Here is a 19,318-nt window from a genome sequence, read left to right as displayed (position 1 = left end):
TCCCCCCTGTTCTTACTCCGTTACCAATATGCTTATTTGTTAAAAATAGTAATTTTAGTTAATATTAATACTAACTATCGCCAATGTAAACATTTACAACTATCATATTGCTGTTCTGTGGGGAAATAAGAATATTGTACAAAAAAAGGATAGATAGAGCGAATTCCTTCCACTCTTCTATCCTTTTTCTTTCAATGCATATACTGTATGATATTTTATCATCCTTCCCTACTTAAAGCTTCACACGATAAAAGCAAAGTATAAAATAAATAACAAGCAAAGTACATACATAATTGGATGAACTTCTTTATAACGCTTTTGTGATACTAAACATATTGGATAAAAAACAAATCCTAATCCAATCCCGATTGCCACACTAGAAGTAAGAGGCATCATAATAATTGTTAAAAAGGATGGAATGACAATTTCTAACTTCGTCCAGTCTATTCTCCTAATTTCCATGGCCATTAATGCCCCTACCACAATTAATGCAGCAGCTGTAACTTCCACTGAAATAACGGCAACAAGTGGTGAAAAGAACAATGCGATTACAAAACAAGCTGCAATGACGACAGACGTAAAGCCTGTTCTTCCTCCGACAGCAATACCTGCCGAAGATTCAACACTCGTTGCAGGTGTCGATGTGCCTAAAATAGCCCCAATGGCACCGGCAGCAGAATCGGCAAGCAGCCCTTTACCGATATTAGGAATCTTATTATCCTTCATCATTCCAGCTTGACTAGTTAAGGCAATTAATGCACCTGCAGTATCAAAGAAGGCAACAATTAAAAAGGTAAAGATAACTGTCAGTATTTCTGGCGTAAAAATCTCATCTAAATGAGAAAATACAACACCAAATGTTGGTTTAAGGCTTGGTATATCTCCAACAACCGAAGAAGGAACTTCTATTAATCCAAAAATCATTCCCACAATCGTAGTAATGACCATGCCATAAAAAATCCCGCCGTTAATGCCGCGTACTAACATAACAATTGTAATGACAAGACCTATAATTGCCAGCAGGGTCATAGGGGACGTTAAATCACCAATCGAGACAAATGTATCTGGATTGCCAATAATAATTCCGCCATTTTTCAACCCAATAAACGTAATGAAAAATCCAATTCCAGCAGCGATTGCATGCTTTAAACTCGCTGGAATGATATTAATGATCTTCTCGCGGATTTTCATTAAACTTAATAACATAAAAATGATTCCTGCAACAAAAACACCCGTTAAAGCGACCTGCCATTCTATTCCCATTCCAATACATACAGAAAAAGTGAAGAACGAATTCAGGCCCATACTAGGTGCAATTGCGATTGGAAAGTTAGCAAGTAAACCTATAAGTAATGTTCCGATAATCGCCGTGAGCGCAGTTGCTGTGAATACAGCACCGCTATCCATTCCGGATTGGCTTAAGATAATTGGATTTACAACTAATATATATGCTATCGATAGGAAAGTTGTTATTCCTGCAAGTGTTTCCTGCGCATAAGAAGTGTTCCGTTCTGCAAATTTAAAAAAGTCTCTCATGTTGTAGTCTCCTATTTGCTAAATTATAGATCGATAGGGAGTGATTCTAAGATTAGTTTTACCACTAATTCATTTTATTTTCCCATTAGATAATAAAAAAAACTTTGACCCTTATTTGGTCAAAGCTTTTCTACAAAACGGAATAAAAATGTTATAAAATTCCCATTCCTTGTAGACAAGCTATTTATTGGTAGCTGGTAGAAACTTTCAAGCCATATTCTTGAATTTATACAAGGTCTATCTATTCTTTTTAAAAACAATAGGAGAATGATAACAAGATTAATTTATTATGTCAATAGTATAAATTGGAATAGAATTGTCTAGTAACAAATGCAAAATACTGAGAATTGAAAGCAAACCAACTCGGAAAAAGCCATAAAAAAGACCATTTCGGTCTTTTTTATGGCTTTGCTTCTTCTACTACTAAGGAGATGAATTTATAATTTTTGATACTATGATTCACTGTAATGATAACTGTTTTTTCCTTTCCACCCTCTTTTACAAGAAATTGAAAGGAATCTTGTTCTTCTTGCGGAGATATTTTTTTGCGCCCTAAATATTTATAATCAGTTACAGACTCTTCTGGATAATCTGCCTTTACTACAGCCATTGCAACAGTCCCAAATTTCTTATAATCTAACTCTTGGACAGCTAAATGATGGGATGGAAACATAAATGCCATAACTAATACTGATATGGTAACAATAAGAACGGATAAAGATTTAGTCTTCATATTTACCTCCAATGTTTTTTCTTATTATGAATCTCCCAGCATTTTTTTATGTATCGCATCTATTTTTTTGGCTTCCTCAATCAGCGTTCTGGGAATGGTTTTATTTCTGGCCCATTCTTTAGAAAAGTTTGTCAAGGAAGGGTGGCGCTCATCTACCAATGGACATATTTCAATTGTATATGCGGGTAAATGATAGGTCGTAATAAACCAATCTGTAAATCCACCCCCTACGGCGTCTTTAGGTGGAACCCCAAGCTTGTACCCAGTTTCTTTTGCGAGAACTTCTGCAATCATCCGATCTCTGTCCTCATTCACTCCATTATTATATTGCCAAAAAATCTCCTGACCAGAAGAATGGTAAGCAACCGCAATCGTTGGTTTTATTTTTTCTGTTAACTCGACAATGGCTTGTACCTCTTTTGCTTCAAATGGAGCTTTCCCTTTATAATTTTTATAAAAAGGTTCTTTTTTGGAATCCTTTATATACTCCCATCCAGCAGGATATTGTCGATTTAGATCCACTCCTAGCCCATTACTTTTCCAACGCGTAAAATCATTTAGGCCGCCATTCATCTTCTTTATTTTTCTTTTCGAGAAAAACGGAAATTTGTTGATTTTCCCCTGTTGAATGGTGACTCCATCTGGATTGATCATTGGTACAATCCAAATCGAATAGGAACCAAGAAAATTGTCTCCATTCTTTATTGTCCCTGCAATATCCTCTGCCATTTTCATCGTTAATAAAGAAGTAATCCATTCCCTTCCATGATGTGCACCTGACAAAAGGATACTTTTCTTTCCTGTCCCTATTTGAATCGCATAAATTTTTCGACCAAATTCTGATTTTCCAATCGCATGGACTTGGAGCTGTTTCTTATATTTACTTTTTAAAATCCAAACATCATCTTGAAAGTTTTCGTATGTATACACTTCACTCGTATCAACAACTGATTTCGCATAGGACTCCTTTGTATTTACACAAAGAAAGACTGAGATTGCAGTTAGAATAATAATAAGTCGCCTTTTCATAATAACCCCTTTTTTCTTTATATTGTGGATATATAGGAGTCCTTATTCATATTACGTTGAATTTATTCTCACATGAAACCACAAGAATTATACAGGTAAAAACAGAAAACCCTTTTAAATCAATATAGCCAACTTTTAGTGGGTAACATTCTTACCTTTATCCATATAATATAATCATCTCCTTCCCACATAAGGAGGCATAAAGATGAACAAAACAGATTATGATCGAGCCCTATACTATACTCATCGATCAGAGTGGGATAATCTTCTCATATTGATGGTAAGAACCCATGATAACTTTCTCTCAAAAAAAATTGAACAATTTCTGCATGCCTACAACTTTGAACATGATTATTCAGTCATAGAAAAACATTTATATTCCTTATTACGCTACATCGATCACGCCAACGATTTAGCCGAAGAAGAATGGATTCACACAACTACCATGTAATAGATAGAATCCCACCAAAAAACCACGACACTTCAGTCGTGGTTTGAGTTTGTCGACAAAAAGATATTGGCGAAGTAAGAATTACATTTTTATGTGTTGATTGGAGTGGAGGGGGTGAGACTCCCTCGAGGAAAGTTGATATACCAACGTTTACAGCGTTATTTTTTTAGTCCAATATTTTTTTAGGAAAACTCTTTGAATCATATTTTAACTAACTATTCCATTAATTATAATATTTGGTAAGTAAGTGGACGCGACGCTAGAGCCAATAGGGATTTATTGACAAATATACACTATTAGATGCATCCGGTATCTCTACTCTTCTTATGAGGACGTACCCTCCCATGTCTCTTAGCGTCGCGCGCTTACATTCCTTCGTTTGGTCTCATCATAAGGCAGAGGCTGGTATCATGCTCCTGTATGGACTCTAAGTCGTAAGTCTCTCTAAAAGCCAGCTTTCCTGTCATCTTTTTGAATATAACCGTCTTATAGATTTTTATTTGGGTTGGAGGATAGAGAGATCTTGTCTCATTCGCTCCTTATCAAACAGTACTTCTTGCTGACAAAGTCCATGAAAAATTTTTAACATTTTATTACATAGAACGACTAATGCTTCTTTCTTCTTCAAAGGGTTTTCTTTTCTAGAGATATAATACTGATATAAATCATAAAAGGTTTCATTATTTCTAATCAAAGGCAAGACAGCACGATAGAGAAGGGCTCGCAGCTTTCTTCTCCCTCTTTTGGAGATTCGCTTTTGTCCAATCATCTTTCCAGAAGAGTTCTCTCGTAAGGTTAATCCCGCTAATTTAATAAGTTGGCGTGGATGTTTATAATGCTTGAGAGAACCCACTTCTGCTAGTAAATCTATAACGGTAGTTTCCCCAATGCCAGGGATTGATAATAAATAATGATATTCCGCTTGTTGCTCTGCTAGTGTCTTTAAACTTTCATTTACCTGTTCTAATTGCTTTGTCAGAAGTTCGTATTGAGTAATTAAAGAGTAAATTTCTATACGAGCCATATTGGAGCCTTCTGTTAATCCAATAGATTGTACCGCCACTCTCTTTAGTTGTGCTATTTTAGGTCTTGCTGGATACTTTAGTTTTTCCTTTTCCAAGTATAAAAGGACTAACTCCTCGATTTCTTTTTCCATTAAGTCTACTGGTAAAGGGGTATGTTTTAATATGGCACATGCATTCAGCCCTAAATCTTTAAATGCTACTTTAAATTCAGGAAAGTAACGATCCGTCCAGCGAATGATACGATTTTTCACTTTCGAAATGTCCTTTTTCAGATTCCACCGAATAGAGGAACCTTCTCTAAGCTCTGCTTCTATTCCTTCTATTTGACGAGGATCACTAAAGTATCCATTGGTTATTAGTTTAGCAATGACTCTCGCATCCTTCTTATCATTCTTCGTTTGTAAGTTATCATCCAACTCCTTGGAACGATTCACATGTAGAGGATTGACCATGACAAAACGAATATCATTTTGGGTAAGAAAAGCAGCTAAATTCATCCAATAGTGCCCAGTAGGCTCGAATCCAATCAATAAATCATCCTTTTGATGAATGGCCTTTAGATTTTGAAGCTTGAGATAAAATTGATGAAAACCATGATGAGACTGGTGGATAGAAAAAGAGGTACTTAACTCAACCCCTCGATCGTCCACCGCACATGCATAGTGTGTATTTTTAGCAATGTCAATTCCAATGATTAAAGTGGAAGTAGACACTTGATTTAAACGGTGATTACGGGTATTATTCATAATAGATTCTCCTTCTGACGCTGTGTTGATTGGTCTCAATATAAGCATCATAAAGGAGGATCTTTTTTTGTGCAATACCACAGAAACTAATCCCACAGGAATGCTCCTGTGGGATTAGCGAGACAGTCTGAGACCCTGCAGGCTGTAAGCAGACCGCGGCTATGCGCGAGCCCCACGGAAAGCGAACCCCCGAAGCGGAAAGCAACATCCTAATAATTCAAAGAGATTAGTTTTACCTGTTCATTTCATATTACATCTATAATTGATTACTTCTTATATTCAATTCGGTATACGTCAAAGCGTCTATCTTTTAATTGGCGGACTGTTCCTCTTTGTCGTTGTCTTCTTAGTATTTCTAAATCTACATCTCCGATCATAACCATTTCTATATTTGGGTTTGTTTCCCCAACAATCCCATCTCGGGCAAATTCAAAATCAGATGGCGCAAAGATAGCCGATTGGGCATATTGAATATCCATATTTTCTGTTTGTGGTAAATTACCGACAGTCCCAGCAATCACCGTATAAACTTGGTTTTCTACAGCTCGAGCTTGCGCACAATACCGGACACGTAAATAACCTTGGCGATCTTCTGTACAAAACGGGGTAAAAATAATTTTCGCCCCCATATCGGTTGCAATCCGGGCTAGCTCTGGAAATTCAATATCATAGCAAATTTGAATCGCAATTTTCCCACAATCTGTATCAAAAACCCTGACGGCATCTCCTCGTCTTATCCCCCACCATTTCCGCTCATTAGGCGTTATATGTAATTTATATTGTTTCTCAATCGTGCCATCACGTCTAAAAAGATAGGCAATATTATAAATTTCTTCATCATCTTCTTTCACAAAATGAGAACCACCGATAATATTAATGTTATAGCGAATTGCTAAATTAGTGAAAAGCTCAATATACTGCTCTGTATATTCTGTTACCTTTCTAATAGCCGTACTTGGAACACGTTCATCCATAAACGACATTAATTGCGATGTAAGCAATTCAGGAAATACAACAAAATCTGATTCCCCATTGGATGCTACATCTGTATAATACTCTACCTGATTGGCAAAATCCTCAAAACTCTTTATCTGTCTCATCTTATATTGAACAACGCAAATCCGCACAGGATAACTGCTTTTGAAAAAACGTTTAGATTTTGGCATGTATTCTACATTGTTCCATTCCATAATCGTTGCATAGCTTTTCGATTGGGCATCATCTGGTAAGTAATTTGGATTAATCCGCATTAACGTAAAACCATTTAATAATTGAAAGGACAGTACTGGATCATATATTTTATGATGCAGTACTTCTTGAACATATTCTCTTGCTGTCATTTGGTCTTCATATTTATAATAATTCGGAATTCTACCGCCAATGATAATACTTTGTAAATTCAACTGACGCACTAACTCTTTTCTCGCTTCATAAAGACGGTGTCCTATTTTCATTCTTCGGTATTCTGGATCTACCATTACCTCAATTCCATAAAGATTATAGCCATGGGGATTATGATTTGTGATATATCCGCCATCTGTCACTTCATCCCATGTATGGCGGGCATCATATTCGTCAAAATTTATAATCAAGCTAGAGCATGATCCAATAATTTCCCCATCATATTCTGCAACAAATTGTCCTTCTTGAAAAATCTCAATATGGCTTCTTAATTGATCCTTTGTCCACGGATCCATGCCTGGAAAGCACTCCGCTTGAAGCTTCATGATTTTATCAATATCCTGAAATTCTGTGTTTCGGATAATGAGTTTTTTCTCAAATTTCGATAAATCCAATTTTGGCATACTATTTTACTCCCTTATGTATGATCTTCTTAATCCATACTCTACATTTTATTTACTATTTTTACATTTCCCCATTTTTTTCAGATATAATCTCTCTCCTTTTGGAATTCTAGTTTGTTTACATCAATTCCGATTACCTTTATACTTTTTTTATAGTGAAAATATTTCTATCAATTTTAGGAATCAATAAACACAATAAAGGAGAATCTTATGGAGGAAAAAACAAAGCAAAAGGATTCACGGGAGAACATTTTATATTTGGCATGGATTGCAGCTGTCCTCAGCATGTTTGGCAGTCTCTACTTTTCCGAAATTAGAGAATTTGTTCCATGTACTTTGTGTTGGTATCAGCGTATTTTAATGTACCCGTTTGTGATTATTTTAGGAATTGCGGTAATTCGAAAAGATTACAAAATCAGCTTTTATACCATGATTCTTTCTGGGATTGGCGCATGTGTTTCCATTTATCACTATTCCATCCAAAAGTTAGCTAGCATCTTTGAATCGTCATCAGCCTGCGGACCAGTTTCTTGCACAGGTGAGTACATAAATTGGTTAGGTTTTATCACGATCCCCTTTATGGCGCTAATTGGATTTATCATTATCTTTACTTGCAGCCTTATTATTTGGAAAAAAACAAAGGAGATGAATGAATGAAAAAAGTCCTGTTTTTCCTTGTCTTTATTATTATTTTATTTGCTGGGGTAGCTTTTTTATCTCATATGAAAAAAGAAAAAGCTGTGGAAGGCAATATCTATAAGAAAGCAGATCTGGAGCCAGCTACAGTTGAATTATTAGAGAATCCTAATTACCAAAATATCATCCTTCCTGATGAACTCGAGGAAAAATTAAAAAACGAGGAAGATGTGACCGTCTATTTCTTTAGTTCGGAATGTCAATATTGTTTAAAAACTACTCCTGAATTAATGCCACTTGCAAAAGAATTAAATGTATCGATTGATCAATATAATTTATTGGAATTTGAGCAAGGCTGGGATAAATACAATATCGAGTCAACTCCTACTATTGTCCAATACAAAAATGGAAAAGAAGTAAGCAGAATTAATGGCTACAAAGAACCTGCAGTCTTTAAACAGTGGCTCGAAGAATACAGTGTGAAAAAATAAGGGTGCTAAAAAATTTTGTATAAAAAAGGCCATCGTCTTTCTATTGACTGCGATGGCCTTTTTCCTTTCCTAAAGAATAAGCAATAGGAAGTTAGAAAAAATTAAAGTAAGTATGAATTATTTGCCTCTGCATACATACTAAAATTCACTTGATTGCAGGAATCCCCGTTACTGCTTGATCTAAAATTATCTAAATGGAAGGGAAAGAATATATCCAATTCCTCGAGAATGTGGACATTTTTTGCAAAAACTTGTTTATATTTGTGCTTATTCTCTGGATCCTCCAATATGTTCACAAGGGTTTGAAGACTGGCAATTACTTGATAAGATGTTTTTAATGTGCTTAATAACTGCGCTTTTTCTGGAGTAATAGCTAAAACCTTTAATCGTTCGAATTGATTAATTTCCTCATCTGAAAAGTAAAAAGGAAATACCTTCGAATAAAAGGTCTGAATCAACTCATTAATTCTTTCCTCTTGTGTTGGTGTTGATGCAAATACGACTTTCATGAAATGAAACACCCTCTTTATTTCTTATAAATTTACACAACCTAACTGTTACCCATAGTCTAACATATCCCCAAAAACCATTTCTGTGGTAATTAAAACCATGATATGATAACTAAGTTATATTTAAGACACTTTTATCATTCATTCGTATAAAAAACAAAGGAGATTTTATGTATGATATATGAAAGAAAAGGAGACTGGCTACTGCTTAAAATCCCTGTGCAATGGGAAGGATTATCAATCGAGGAGTTCTTTTCACAGGTTTTACTTGCTTCAAAAAAGCAAATTCATCTATTTAAAATGGAGAAAAAAGTTCAATTAAATAACCAAAATGTTCCATGGAATTCCATGCTTAAGCAGGAAGATATTTTAAAAATTAATCTCTTTCAGCAGCAGCCTAACAACATTATCCCAATTTATATGGATCTTTCTATTCTTTATGAAGATGATTTCCTTTTAGTCGTAAACAAACCTGATTCCATCGATACCCATCCTCATTCTCCCGAAGATACTTCTTCCTTATTAAATGGTGTGGCCTATCATCTATTATTAAGTGGAGAAGAAAGACAATTAAAGCATATTCACAGATTGGATCGGGATACTACCGGGTGTATTCTTTTTGCCAAACACGATTTAGTCGCTAACATGCTTGATTATCTATTAAGAGAAAGAAAAATTAAAAGAACGTATATCGCTCTTATTGAGGGTTTTTTAGCACAGAAAAAAGGAACGATTAATAAGCCGATTGGGAAAGATCGACATCATAGCAGCCGTAGAAGAATTTCAGAGACAGGACAGCAGGCAATCACCCATTTTAAACGAATCAAGCGGCTGCCCTTCGATGATTTAACGCTTATCTCTTGTACTTTAGACACTGGCAGAACACATCAGATTAGAGTCCATTTAAGCTCCATAAATCATCCTCTTGCTGGAGACAAACTTTATGGCGGAAAACCTATGTTCCATCGACAAGCACTTCATGCGGCGAAAATCCAATTCACCCATCCTATCTCTCAGGAACAAATTACAGTCTTTGCTCCACCATTAGACACCCCGCCGATTTTCCCTGATGAAGATTGGGAATCGTTATTAAGTTGAAGGATATGTTTTCAACAAAAAAAAGGAAATGGCTTAAAAAAGCTCATTTCCTTTTTTCTCTATCTTTATGTTGTTTTACGCATTCCACGCATAATCAAGCTTAGAATAAATACTAGCACGACAGCGCCGATAATGCTCGGAATAATGGCGAAATCAGCAATGGATGGACCCCAATCTCCTAAAATTAATGATCCTAACCAAGCTCCAACAAAACCGGCAATAATATTACCAATAACTCCGCCAGGAATATCCTTACCAGTAATTAATCCTGCTAACCATCCTATAATACCACCTATTATTAATGACCATAAAAATCCCATATTTAACACTCCTTTTCTTATAGTGTTGATAGTTTTCAATGAGATAGTGAAAAACATGCTGCAGCTATGATTTTCCCGTACGGTTTATTTTCACTATCTGCTTGTACTTATATTTACCACCCTTTGAGTCTTTTAAACATATCTATTACATTCATTGTTTTAAAAAGATTCATTCAAGTGCTTCCTAACAAAAAATCTGCGCCTAATTAATTAGGCGCAGACCTTTTGTTTGTTCCGTTTTATAGTCCTTAAATTTATTAAAATAATAATTTATCTGGATTACTGCCAAGTCTTTCATTCATATTTAAGCGATCGATTTGATCCATTTCCACTAAGCTTAGTTGAAAATCAAATATCTCTGCATTTTCTTTGATTCTTTCTGGATGAACAGACTTTGGAATAATAATATTTCCATGTTGCAGATGCCAGCGTAAAATAACTTGAACAGGGGTTTTCTCATGCTTTTTCGCAATATAATTAAGTGTCGGTTCATTTACTAACCGACCTTTGGCAATCGGCGACCATGCTTCCACTTTGATATCTTTTTTCTTGCAATATTCTCTTACGCTCTCTTGGGAAAGCCTTGGATGTAATTCAATCTGGTTAACAGTTGGCTTCTCATTTGCATTTGCAAGTAAATGTTCTAAATGATGTTCATGAAAATTACTTACACCAATAGCTCTAACTAATCCTTCTTCATATAATTTCTCAAGTGCTTTCCATGTTTCCACATATTTATCTTTTCCTGGCCAATGAATTAAATATAAATCTAGGTAGTCTAAGTCTAATTTTTTCAAACTCGTTTCAAATGCTCTTAAAGTGGAATCATATCCTTGATCATCATTCCATACTTTAGTAGTAACAAATAACTCATCTCTTTGGATAGCGCTTTCTTTTATCGCTCTGCCTACTCCTTCTTCATTCTTATAAATGGCAGCAGTATCAATAGAACGATAACCAAGATCCAAAGCAGTTTTTACTGTTTGGAATACGGTGTCTCCCTCTTCTACTTTAAAGACACCAATCCCTAATTGTGGTATTTCTACTCCATTATGTAGCGTCACTTTCTGTTCGATGCTATTGACCAAACAAAACACCTCCAAAAATCAGAATTATCCATATAATAACACTTATTTGAATACTTCTCTATAAATATGAATTATTCCTTTTAAAAAATTGCCTGCTTCCTAATATATTTTTACTTTAAAATATATAGAACGATTTTCTCCCACCACTTCCATGGCACAATATGCTTGAAAAAGATTGTACCTTTTGTTCCTTTTCCAACTACATAACGTAATCTTGGATGTTTTTTCTTTGCAATAGAAACTACCTTTTCAGCTACCAACCTTGGATCTCCATTTTTTTTGCTGCTATTATGTAAATATGTATCGAGCTGTTTCATATACGAATAATAAGGTGAAGAAGACAAGGTAGATTTTTCAGCAATTTGCTTCCCTGTTGTCCAAATATTTGTTTGAAAAGAACCAGGCTCTACTAGAACGACTGGAATAGAAAATGGAGCTAACTCCAATCTTAAGGCCTCACTCCATCCTTCTAGTGCAAATTTAGAGGAAACATATGGGGATAAGCCTGGAAATCCAATTTCGCCACTTATGCTGCTTATATTAATAATCATTCCTCTCCGCTGCTTTCTCATAAACGGAAGAACACATTGCGTTACACGAATCGCTCCAAAAAAATTCGTATCCAGCTGACGTTGATATTCTTCGATTGATATCTCCTCTGAAAAACCGGCTCCTGCATAGCCGGCATTATTTATCAGTAAGTCAATCTGGCCTATTCTCTGTACATATAAACTTAAGTTTTCTACTGATTGCTCAGAAGTAATATCTAAAGAAACTATGTCTATATTAGAGATTATCCCCATTTTTGTTGCTTCTTCTACCAACTGCCTACTTTTATTCCTATCTCTCATCGATGCTATAACTGTATAGTTCGCTTTTGCAAATTCTATTGTCATCCATTTCCCAAATCCACTATTTGCTCCTGTTATGAGGACTACTTTTTTCTCCACTTTTTCCCCTTTTCCTGCCACATATTCTCATCTTCACATGGACATTATATTGACTGTTGTTCTTATTAACGCTTCTTTTCTATATTAAAACTTTTTGATTCACAGAGTGGATTGGACTTAATCTTCCCCTCCTAATAAGGAATCTCCTTTCTTCTCGATAATCGTATTATTAGTTCCTGTAATGTCCATTGTAATATATAGAACTTGTTTATGGGATTTCTGTTCTCTTCCTATAAGCCATATCTTTCTCGAATAATAATAATTTCATCCATTAACAGTGGCTCTCCTTCTTATTTGGACATTTTGCTATTACTTTATTATATATAGAATTGGACACAATATTAGGATAGAGCTATGAAAAAGCACTCAATTTCCTGGAGAAAATTATTAAATTAATGAAAATATTGTAAAAAAGTAATGTAGTTTTCTTAAAAGTTTGTAAACCAAATATTAAGTTTTTGTAAATTTCTTTTCAAAATACTATGCTATTCGACAACTTTCCTATAAAATATGTAAGGCTTAGTCATAATTTGTTATATATTAATGGAGGTAACCATAATGGTTTTTAAAAAACAAGATAAGTTTGCTGTTATGTTAAAAAATATCGCTTCAAATTTAAAAGAAGGAGCAGACTTTTTTGCTGACTATAAGCTAACAAATGTTAGCGATTTAAAAACTTTTTCTGAAACAATGAAGGAAATTGAAACAAAAGGTGATACATATGTTCATGAAGTTATCACAGAATTAAATAAAGCCTTTATTACGCCGATTGAAAGAGAAGACATTCTAGCTCTTACAATGAGTATGGATGATGTTTTAGATGGTCTTGAGAGTACTTCTGCACTTTTCGAAATGTACAATATCATTAGTGCAGATGAATATATGCTGCGTTTTGTGGAAGAAATCAAAAACTGTGCAGTAGAAATTGATAAAGCAGTAGATTTACTTACAACTAAAAAATTACCTAAAATTAGAGAATATGCAATTAGAATTAAAGATCACGAATCAAAATGTGATGGCATTTTACGACAATCGATTAAAAACCTTTTCTCTGTAGAAAAAGATCCGATTCGTATTATCCAATATAAAGAAGTGTATGAAAATCTTGAGGATATCGCTGATTACTGTCAAAGTGTTGCCAACACACTTGAAAGTATCATTATGAAGAACGCATAAGGAGTCTTTTTCCAATGAATACATTATTAATACTTACAATTTTAATCGTTGTCTTTGCCTTAGCATTTGATTTTATTAATGGCTTTCATGATACAGCCAATTCCATTGCTACTGCAGTATCAACAAAAGCACTAAAACCAAAGCACGCCATTATTATGGCAGCATGTATGAACTTTATTGGTGCGATGACCTTTACTGGTGTGGCAAAGACAATTACAAAAGGAATCGTAGATCCTTTTCAATTAACAAATGGTTCTCTCGTTATCCTTGCAGCATTGATTTCTGCTATCATCTGGAATTTAGTTACTTGGTATTTTGGAATACCGAGTAGTTCTTCCCATGCAATTATTGGATCAATCGCTGGAGCAGCAATTGCTTCTTCTGGTTTCTCCTCCCTTAATTATACTGGGTTTATTAAAATCATTGAGGCATTGATTCTTTCGCCTATCATCGCCTTTATTGTTGGTTTTACTATTTACTCCATTTTTAAATTCTTTTTTAGGGATTTAAATTTAACAAAAACAAATAGACGTTTTCGCTATTTCCAAATATTCACAGCAGCATTGCAGTCTTATACACATGGTACAAATGATGCTCAAAAAGCCATGGGGATTATTACGATGGCTTTATTAGCTAATAATTATGTTTCAACTGGTGAGGTGCCATTTTGGGTACAATTTGCCTGTGCTACTGCAATGGGACTAGGGACTTCTGTAGGTGGCTGGAGAATTATCAAAACCGTTGGTGGAAATATTATGAAAATTCGACCAGTAAATGGGGTAGCAGCTGATTTATCAGGAGCAATGATCATTTTCGGATCGACCTTAATTCACCTTCCAGTTAGTACAACCCATGTTATCTCTTCTTCTATTCTCGGTGTTGGTTCTGCGCATCGCTTAAAAGGAGTTAAATGGGGAACAGCACAACGAATGATTATTACATGGGTTATTACATTGCCAATTTCAGCAAGTATCGCTGCAATTTGTTACTATATCCTGCATTTCTTTTTTTAAGTAAAAAATTATCATATACGGCTTAATAAATGGCCATAAGAAACATCTTCACCTAATTGGGTAAAGATGTTTTTCTTATTTAAAGGGACCCTTTAAAAGTTAAAAAGTGCTGGAAGAGAACTGATATCTAAGAAAAGAAAGCCACTTTTAGTTACTTTAAATAGTTCGTAGCTTTTTGTGTGTATTTTATGATGAGCTTGTGCACATTCTTTGATTGAACACCATTTTTTCTTGCAGCCGAGCTCTTTCTGGCTTTCATTCCCTCTATGAACACCACTTTTTCCTGCAGCCGAGCAGTTTTTGGCTTTCATTCCCTCTATGAACACCACTTTTTCTTACAGCCGAGCTCTTTCTGGCTTTCATTCCCTCTATGAACACCACTTTTTCTTACAGCCGAGCTCTTTCTGGCTTTCATTCCCTTTATGAACACCACTTTTTCTTGCAGCCGAGCAGTTTTTGGCTTTCATTCCCTCTATGAACACCACTTTTTCTTACAGCCGAGCTCTTTCTGGCTTTCATTCTCTTTATGAACACCTTTTTTTCTTACAGCCGAGCTCTTTCTGGCTTTCATTCTCTTTATGAACACCTTTTTTTCTTGCAGCCGAGCAGTTTCTGGCTTTCATTCCCTTTATGAACACCACTTTTTCTTGCAACAAATAAATGCTCGCAATCTTCTGTTATTTTATTTCGCTAAATCACCAGTTTATAGAATTTAATAGCAAAAGTAGTACTCTTACCTATCTTACTTCTAACATCCATATCCCAATTGCTCGATCAATTTTCATCCTGCTTGTCCGATTAAGTTCTTCTATGTTCGCGTTTTTAAACATATGTATAAGATGAGTGGACAAGGAATAGATAGGATGATGTTTAGTGATAGAAAAAATAGCGGCGATAATTGTAGGGAGCTTATTAATAGGCATTGGGGTAAATGGATTTTTAGTCCCACATCATCTGTTAGATGGGGGTATAATTGGAATCGGCCTTATTCTTCACTATCACTACGAGATTCCCACAGGTCTGTCTATGATTCTTTTAAGCATTCCATTATATATTGTGGTGTGGTTTTATAATAGGAAATACTTTATTTATGGCATAATTGGCTTCCTTGCTTCCTCCATCTCTATTGATTTCCTATCTTTTTTACGTGATTTATTTTCACTGAAGCTTGTATTAAGTGCGATTTTGGGTGGAGTGATTATCGGCATAGGGATTGGCGTAATGCTTCGATTTGAGACCAGCACTGGAGGGACTGATCTCCTTGCCCAAGTCCTATCAAAGATCCTTTCTATTCAGGTAGGTTTCATCATTTTTCTAATAGATGGGATCGTTTTAGCCAGCGGCTACAAAATAGTTGGGCCGACAACTTTTTTAGCTTCTTTCTTAACTATTTTCTGTGTGGCTGTGTTTACAACTTTATTATCTAAAAACTCCCCTATAAAGTAAGGAGAGGTAGCTATTACCTCTCCTTCCACTTGCCTTTAAAGCGACTCTTTCACTCTTTATCTTGTTCTGGTACTAATACTTGGCCCACTTTCCCCATCTTTAATAAGGTTTGCATAATGGTTTTAGAAAGTTGGCTAGTTTGATATGGTTTTACGAGATAATCCAGCGCTCCTAATGATAATCCCTTTTCTTTCTCATCTAATGCAGATGATACGATAACCGGAATATTTCTGAGTTTTTCTGATTTTTTGATATGATTCAAGATGTTCCAACCATCAAAATTTTCATCTTCAAGCATGATATCAAGCACCAATGCATCTGGCGGATTCTTTTCTAGCATTCGAATTGCCTCTTGACCATTTTTATAATACACAACTTGGAAGCCGTTATCTTGCAATTCATGAACGATTAATTCCCCCAAGCTAATATCATCTTCTATGACCATGATCGAGTAAGTTTGCTTATTTTCTTTAGATGCTTCATCTGAAGTCTCCATTTTATGGACAAGGGGAAAAATAAGTATAAACGTACTTCCCTTCCCATAATCTGATTCTACTACCACTTGGCCATCATGGGCATTCATAATTTCTTGAACAATAGAAAGTCCAAGGCCAGTACCACCAATCTTTCTTCGGTCCGTATTATCGACTCGATAAAACTTCGTAAATAATTTATTGATCTCTGCTTCTGGGATTCCTAAGCCTTCATCTTTAAAAGATACTCGCAGCTGATTATTCTCTTTATAGACATTAATCTCTATTGTCCCTCCATCAGGGGAATACTTAATAGCATTACTTAAAAGATTCGTCAGCACTTGTTCAATCTTCGCTTTATCACCAATAATCATGGTTTCCTCTATCAATTGGTTTATTTCGATTCGATGGGAACTAGTATTAATAGATAGCTTTTCCTTGACTCTCTCTACTATTGGCATTAGATCAATGTATTTCTTCTCATAGGTTTGCTTTCCTGCTTCCATTCGTTGAATGTCTAAGAAATCATTTATTAAGGAAGTGAGCCTCTTCGCTTCACCATATATCGTTTGTAAGTATTTCCTCTGCTTATCCACTTTTAACTCTCGATTAATCATTAATTCTGTAAATCCAAGGATGCTTGCTAACGGTGTTCGCAGTTCATGACTTACTGTGCTTACGAACTCAGACTTCATTCTATCCACTTCATATTCTTTTGTTATATCCCTATAAACAAGGATTGTTCCGAACTTAGTGTTTCCTCTAAAAAGTTCCTCCGCATAAATATTAACTACTCGTCCATCTTTCATGAAAGCACTAAAAGAATCCGTCTGTTTTTCCTTAATGGATGCTTCTATATACTGGAGCAATCCTTCCTCATCCATAAAATGAGCTGTTAATGGATGCTTCCATTCGTCCCATCCACAGCCAGGATAAAATATTGCTTCCTTCGTGTCCCCAATCATTTCTTCAAGCTTTTCATTCACAAATATTATTTCACCTATTCCACATACTACCTGGATACCCTCTTGAATGGTATTTAAGATATCGTAGTTTAATACACGATCATTTTCTGTTTGCTCAAATAATTCAATTTTATCTAAAGAAATACTTATTTGTTTTGCCAACGCAATAAATTCTTCCTTATCAAACACCGAGTAAGGATCGCTAAAACGACTCAGCATCATCACTGCTGTTATTTCATCATCCGAATTATAGACAGGAATATACAAATCATGTGTAAATCCTTTTTCAAGGTGATAGCCTTTTTCGGCCAATACCATTTCTCTTGAAATAATAAATGGGTCTTTCTCTTTTTTTAGTCGATCGAGCATTCCTTGCCATACATAATTTTTAAATTGCTCTGCTCCTTCTTCGACAATTCCGTAGGATGCATATGCTTGATCCTTTAATAGTAAGATAATTCCTCTGTCTGCCTGTAGAATTGCTGCTAGATGGGTAATAATACTCTCTAATACTTCATTTTTATCTAATGAATTCGAAATGCTATTAATTAATTCATTTCTTCGCCTTAATGATTCCCTATTTGCTCTAACTGTCTCTAAGACCTCTTCTAATTCTATTTGTTGTGCATGCAGTTCATCCTGCTGTGCAAGTAATTCCTCATTTTGCGCCAATAAGTTTTGTTCTTTATCTTGAACACTTTGATACATTTGATAAAAAGCAGCAGAGAGTTTCCCTATCTCATCAGCTCGCTTGGTGTCTATCTTTATCTGTGCATCATTTCCTTTCGCAATTTCATTTGCCGCAACTGATAAATCGGCTAACGGTTTGCCAATTTTTTTTAATCCAGCCCGCCCTATAAAATAAATAACCATCATAATGAAAATAATATAGACAAGAAAGCTGATTTGAAAAATGATAATATTTTTATCTAGTTCATTTACCAAACTATTCAGTTCATTCGTCATCGATTGTAAATAGTTATGTAACGAACCCTTTATATGACTAATTCGATCTGCTCCCCCATCATCTGAGAGTTTCACCACTTTGTCGATTTCTCCTTCATCAAAGTAGTTTAATGCTTTGGGGAGGATATCCTGAAAATAATAAGAATGAAAATTTGCTATCTCTTCTACTAACACTGCATCTTCATCTGTTGTAGCAACAGCTTTTAGCTGTTGAATCAATTCATTTGTCTTGGCATCCATTTTTAAAGCGGATGAACGCATATCGGGATTATTAAACGCGAAGTATCCTCTTGCTTCTGATAAAGCATTTTCTAGCATATCTTGTAATTCTCTAGTGATTGATATTTTTTCAAGGATCACTTCCCTTTCTTCTGCATAGCGATCATTCAATTGCTTTTGACTGAGTGCAAGGAAGGCACAGCCCATAAGGAAAAGCAAACTAAAAAAAAACAGTAAAGCTACAAACTGTCTTGATATGCTTTTACCAAAATAATCTTTAATTTTCATTCAATATTTCTCCTACTTTGTCTAATAAAGCAAGCGGGCTAAATGGCTTTGCCATAAAATAATCTGCTCCTGCTCCCATAATTTCATGTTGCTCACTCGCTTGGCTTTTGGCAGAGAGCATCATAATTTTAAGATGCTCTCTCTCTTTATCTGCTCTTACTTTTTCAATGACTTCTAAGCCGGTCATAATTGGCATCATATAATCAAGGATTAGTAAATCATATTGGTTCTCTTGAATTAACTGAAATGCTTCTTCTCCATCTTGTGCTTCATCCACGATGTATTCATCTTCCAATGTATCAACTATTAACATTCTTAATACTTCTTCATCTTCTGCTAATAAAATTCTTTTCAC

At 35.2% G+C, this 19,318-nt stretch carries 19 protein-coding genes and 1 riboswitch; of the genes, 7 read left to right on the top strand and 12 right to left on the bottom strand.

Features of this window, described 5'->3' with window-relative positions; genetic code table 11:
* Positions 1–240: 240 nt before the first annotated feature.
* The 3 genes from MHH96_RS11080 to MHH96_RS11070 all read right to left on the bottom strand — a co-directional run bounded on the left by MHH96_RS11080 (position 241) and on the right by MHH96_RS11070 (position 3,298).
* Positions 241–1,536, bottom strand: a complete 1,296-nt coding sequence (locus tag MHH96_RS11080) for an NCS2 family permease (RefSeq protein WP_144546720.1) — start codon at positions 1,534–1,536, stop codon at positions 241–243.
* 152 nt (positions 1,537–1,688) lie between these two features.
* Positions 1,689–1,790: riboswitch (purine riboswitch) on the bottom strand.
* Positions 1,791–1,936: 146 nt separating this feature from the next.
* On the bottom strand, positions 1,937–2,269 hold the full coding sequence (locus MHH96_RS11075) for a DUF3889 domain-containing protein (protein ID WP_144546722.1): 333 nt from the start codon (positions 2,267–2,269) through the stop codon (positions 1,937–1,939).
* A 24-nt stretch (positions 2,270–2,293) separates the two neighbouring features.
* Positions 2,294–3,298: a M14 family zinc carboxypeptidase gene (locus MHH96_RS11070; protein WP_144546724.1), complete on the bottom strand. Its 1,005-nt coding sequence runs from the start codon at positions 3,296–3,298 to the stop codon at positions 2,294–2,296.
* Positions 3,299–3,503: 205 nt separating this feature from the next.
* On the opposite strand from MHH96_RS11070, the gene MHH96_RS11065 reads away from it, so the two are divergent.
* Positions 3,504–3,749: a YhdB family protein gene (locus MHH96_RS11065; RefSeq protein ID WP_061797721.1), complete on the top strand. Its 246-nt coding sequence runs from the start codon at positions 3,504–3,506 to the stop codon at positions 3,747–3,749.
* Positions 3,750–4,245: 496 nt separating this feature from the next.
* On the opposite strand, the gene MHH96_RS11060 is transcribed toward MHH96_RS11065, so the two are convergent.
* The gene (locus MHH96_RS11060; RefSeq protein WP_047945042.1) at positions 4,246–5,520 is read right to left on the bottom strand and encodes an IS110 family transposase; all 1,275 of its coding nucleotides are present in this window, start codon (positions 5,518–5,520) and stop codon (positions 4,246–4,248) included.
* Between the two features lie 266 nt (positions 5,521–5,786).
* Entirely contained in the window at positions 5,787–7,325 is a 1,539-nt protein-coding gene (locus tag MHH96_RS11055) for a bifunctional GNAT family N-acetyltransferase/carbon-nitrogen hydrolase family protein (RefSeq protein WP_095330169.1), read from the bottom strand.
* A 210-nt stretch (positions 7,326–7,535) separates the two neighbouring features.
* Between MHH96_RS11055 and MHH96_RS11050 the strand changes: the two genes are divergently transcribed.
* Together MHH96_RS11050 and MHH96_RS11045 are read left to right on the top strand one after the other, a co-directional pair.
* Complete coding sequence (locus MHH96_RS11050) at positions 7,536–7,982, top strand: disulfide oxidoreductase (protein WP_095330170.1); 447 nt, start codon at positions 7,536–7,538, stop codon at positions 7,980–7,982.
* Positions 7,979–8,452 carry a thioredoxin family protein gene (locus MHH96_RS11045; protein WP_163186790.1) on the top strand — a complete coding sequence of 158 codons (474 nt, stop codon included), beginning with the start codon at positions 7,979–7,981 and terminating at the stop codon, positions 8,450–8,452. Before MHH96_RS11050 ends, MHH96_RS11045 begins: the two co-directional genes overlap by 4 nt.
* A 101-nt stretch (positions 8,453–8,553) precedes the next feature.
* Here MHH96_RS11045 and MHH96_RS11040 read toward each other — a convergent pair whose 3' ends face one another.
* Entirely contained in the window at positions 8,554–8,961 is a 408-nt protein-coding gene (locus MHH96_RS11040) for a DUF5365 family protein (RefSeq protein WP_095330172.1), read from the bottom strand.
* Between the two features lie 174 nt (positions 8,962–9,135).
* Between MHH96_RS11040 and MHH96_RS11035 the strand changes: the two genes are divergently transcribed.
* On the top strand, positions 9,136–10,059 hold the full coding sequence (locus MHH96_RS11035) for an RluA family pseudouridine synthase (protein WP_341117298.1): 924 nt from the start codon (positions 9,136–9,138) through the stop codon (positions 10,057–10,059).
* 65 nt (positions 10,060–10,124) lie between these two features.
* Here MHH96_RS11035 and MHH96_RS11030 read toward each other — a convergent pair whose 3' ends face one another.
* The 3 genes from MHH96_RS11030 to MHH96_RS11020 all read right to left on the bottom strand — a co-directional run bounded on the left by MHH96_RS11030 (position 10,125) and on the right by MHH96_RS11020 (position 12,417).
* Entirely contained in the window at positions 10,125–10,379 is a 255-nt protein-coding gene (locus MHH96_RS11030; protein WP_061797736.1) for a GlsB/YeaQ/YmgE family stress response membrane protein, read from the bottom strand.
* 257 nt (positions 10,380–10,636) lie between these two features.
* Complete coding sequence (locus MHH96_RS11025) at positions 10,637–11,467, bottom strand: aldo/keto reductase (RefSeq protein ID WP_341117297.1); 831 nt, start codon at positions 11,465–11,467, stop codon at positions 10,637–10,639.
* A gap of 110 nt (positions 11,468–11,577) precedes the next feature.
* Positions 11,578–12,417 carry an oxidoreductase gene (locus MHH96_RS11020; protein ID WP_123259214.1) on the bottom strand — a complete coding sequence of 280 codons (840 nt, stop codon included), beginning with the start codon at positions 12,415–12,417 and terminating at the stop codon, positions 11,578–11,580.
* A gap of 558 nt (positions 12,418–12,975) precedes the next feature.
* Between MHH96_RS11020 and MHH96_RS11015 the strand changes: the two genes are divergently transcribed.
* On the top strand, positions 12,976–13,593 hold the full coding sequence (locus MHH96_RS11015; protein ID WP_047942753.1) for a DUF47 domain-containing protein: 618 nt from the start codon (positions 12,976–12,978) through the stop codon (positions 13,591–13,593).
* Between the two features lie 14 nt (positions 13,594–13,607).
* Positions 13,608–14,606, top strand: a complete 999-nt coding sequence (locus MHH96_RS11010; protein ID WP_095330175.1) for an inorganic phosphate transporter — start codon at positions 13,608–13,610, stop codon at positions 14,604–14,606.
* Positions 14,607–14,698: 92 nt separating this feature from the next.
* Here MHH96_RS11010 and MHH96_RS11005 read toward each other — a convergent pair whose 3' ends face one another.
* Positions 14,699–14,917: a hypothetical protein gene (locus MHH96_RS11005; RefSeq protein WP_341117294.1), complete on the bottom strand. Its 219-nt coding sequence runs from the start codon at positions 14,915–14,917 to the stop codon at positions 14,699–14,701.
* A gap of 562 nt (positions 14,918–15,479) precedes the next feature.
* Here MHH96_RS11005 and MHH96_RS11000 point away from each other — a divergent pair.
* Positions 15,480–16,052, top strand: a complete 573-nt coding sequence (locus MHH96_RS11000; protein WP_123259060.1) for a YitT family protein — start codon at positions 15,480–15,482, stop codon at positions 16,050–16,052.
* A 49-nt stretch (positions 16,053–16,101) separates the two neighbouring features.
* Here MHH96_RS11000 and MHH96_RS10995 read toward each other — a convergent pair whose 3' ends face one another.
* Complete coding sequence (locus MHH96_RS10995; RefSeq protein ID WP_328282852.1) at positions 16,102–18,963, bottom strand: ATP-binding protein; 2,862 nt, start codon at positions 18,961–18,963, stop codon at positions 16,102–16,104.
* Positions 18,953–19,318: a response regulator transcription factor gene (locus MHH96_RS10990; RefSeq protein ID WP_095320217.1), complete on the bottom strand. Its 366-nt coding sequence runs from the start codon at positions 19,316–19,318 to the stop codon at positions 18,953–18,955. The genes MHH96_RS10995 and MHH96_RS10990 overlap by 11 nt, the downstream gene beginning before the upstream one ends.

The organism is Niallia sp. FSL K6-0212, from assembly GCF_038007605.1.
GTDB classification, from domain to species: Bacteria; Bacillota; Bacilli; order Bacillales; family Cytobacillaceae; genus Niallia; species Niallia circulans.
This window is presented reverse-complemented; position numbering and strand designations above follow the sequence as displayed.

Bases quoted from the DNA above. Each gene is read 5' to 3' on its own strand.
- MHH96_RS11055 (WP_095330169.1), bottom strand. From the start codon at position 7,325: ATGCCAAAATTGGATTTATCGAAATTTGAGAAAAAACTCATTATCCGA.
- MHH96_RS11080 (WP_144546720.1), bottom strand. From the start codon at position 1,536: ATGAGAGACTTTTTTAAATTTGCAGAACGGAACACTTCTTATGCGCAG.
- MHH96_RS10995 (WP_328282852.1), bottom strand. From the start codon at position 18,963: ATGAAAATTAAAGATTATTTTGGTAAAAGCATATCAAGACAGTTTGTA.
- MHH96_RS11060 (WP_047945042.1), bottom strand. From the start codon at position 5,520: ATGAATAATACCCGTAATCACCGTTTAAATCAAGTGTCTACTTCCACT.
- MHH96_RS11045 (WP_163186790.1), top strand. From the start codon at position 7,979: ATGAAAAAAGTCCTGTTTTTCCTTGTCTTTATTATTATTTTATTTGCT.
- MHH96_RS11010 (WP_095330175.1), top strand. From the start codon at position 13,608: ATGAATACATTATTAATACTTACAATTTTAATCGTTGTCTTTGCCTTA.
- MHH96_RS11015 (WP_047942753.1), top strand. From the start codon at position 12,976: ATGGTTTTTAAAAAACAAGATAAGTTTGCTGTTATGTTAAAAAATATC.
- MHH96_RS11050 (WP_095330170.1), top strand. From the start codon at position 7,536: ATGGAGGAAAAAACAAAGCAAAAGGATTCACGGGAGAACATTTTATAT.
- MHH96_RS11075 (WP_144546722.1), bottom strand. From the start codon at position 2,269: ATGAAGACTAAATCTTTATCCGTTCTTATTGTTACCATATCAGTATTA.
- MHH96_RS11035 (WP_341117298.1), top strand. From the start codon at position 9,136: ATGATATATGAAAGAAAAGGAGACTGGCTACTGCTTAAAATCCCTGTG.
- MHH96_RS11005 (WP_341117294.1), bottom strand. From the start codon at position 14,917: ATGAAAGCCAAAAACTGCTCGGCTGCAGGAAAAAGTGGTGTTCATAGA.
- MHH96_RS11070 (WP_144546724.1), bottom strand. From the start codon at position 3,298: ATGAAAAGGCGACTTATTATTATTCTAACTGCAATCTCAGTCTTTCTT.
- MHH96_RS11040 (WP_095330172.1), bottom strand. From the start codon at position 8,961: ATGAAAGTCGTATTTGCATCAACACCAACACAAGAGGAAAGAATTAAT.
- MHH96_RS11065 (WP_061797721.1), top strand. From the start codon at position 3,504: ATGAACAAAACAGATTATGATCGAGCCCTATACTATACTCATCGATCA.
- MHH96_RS11030 (WP_061797736.1), bottom strand. From the start codon at position 10,379: ATGGGATTTTTATGGTCATTAATAATAGGTGGTATTATAGGATGGTTA.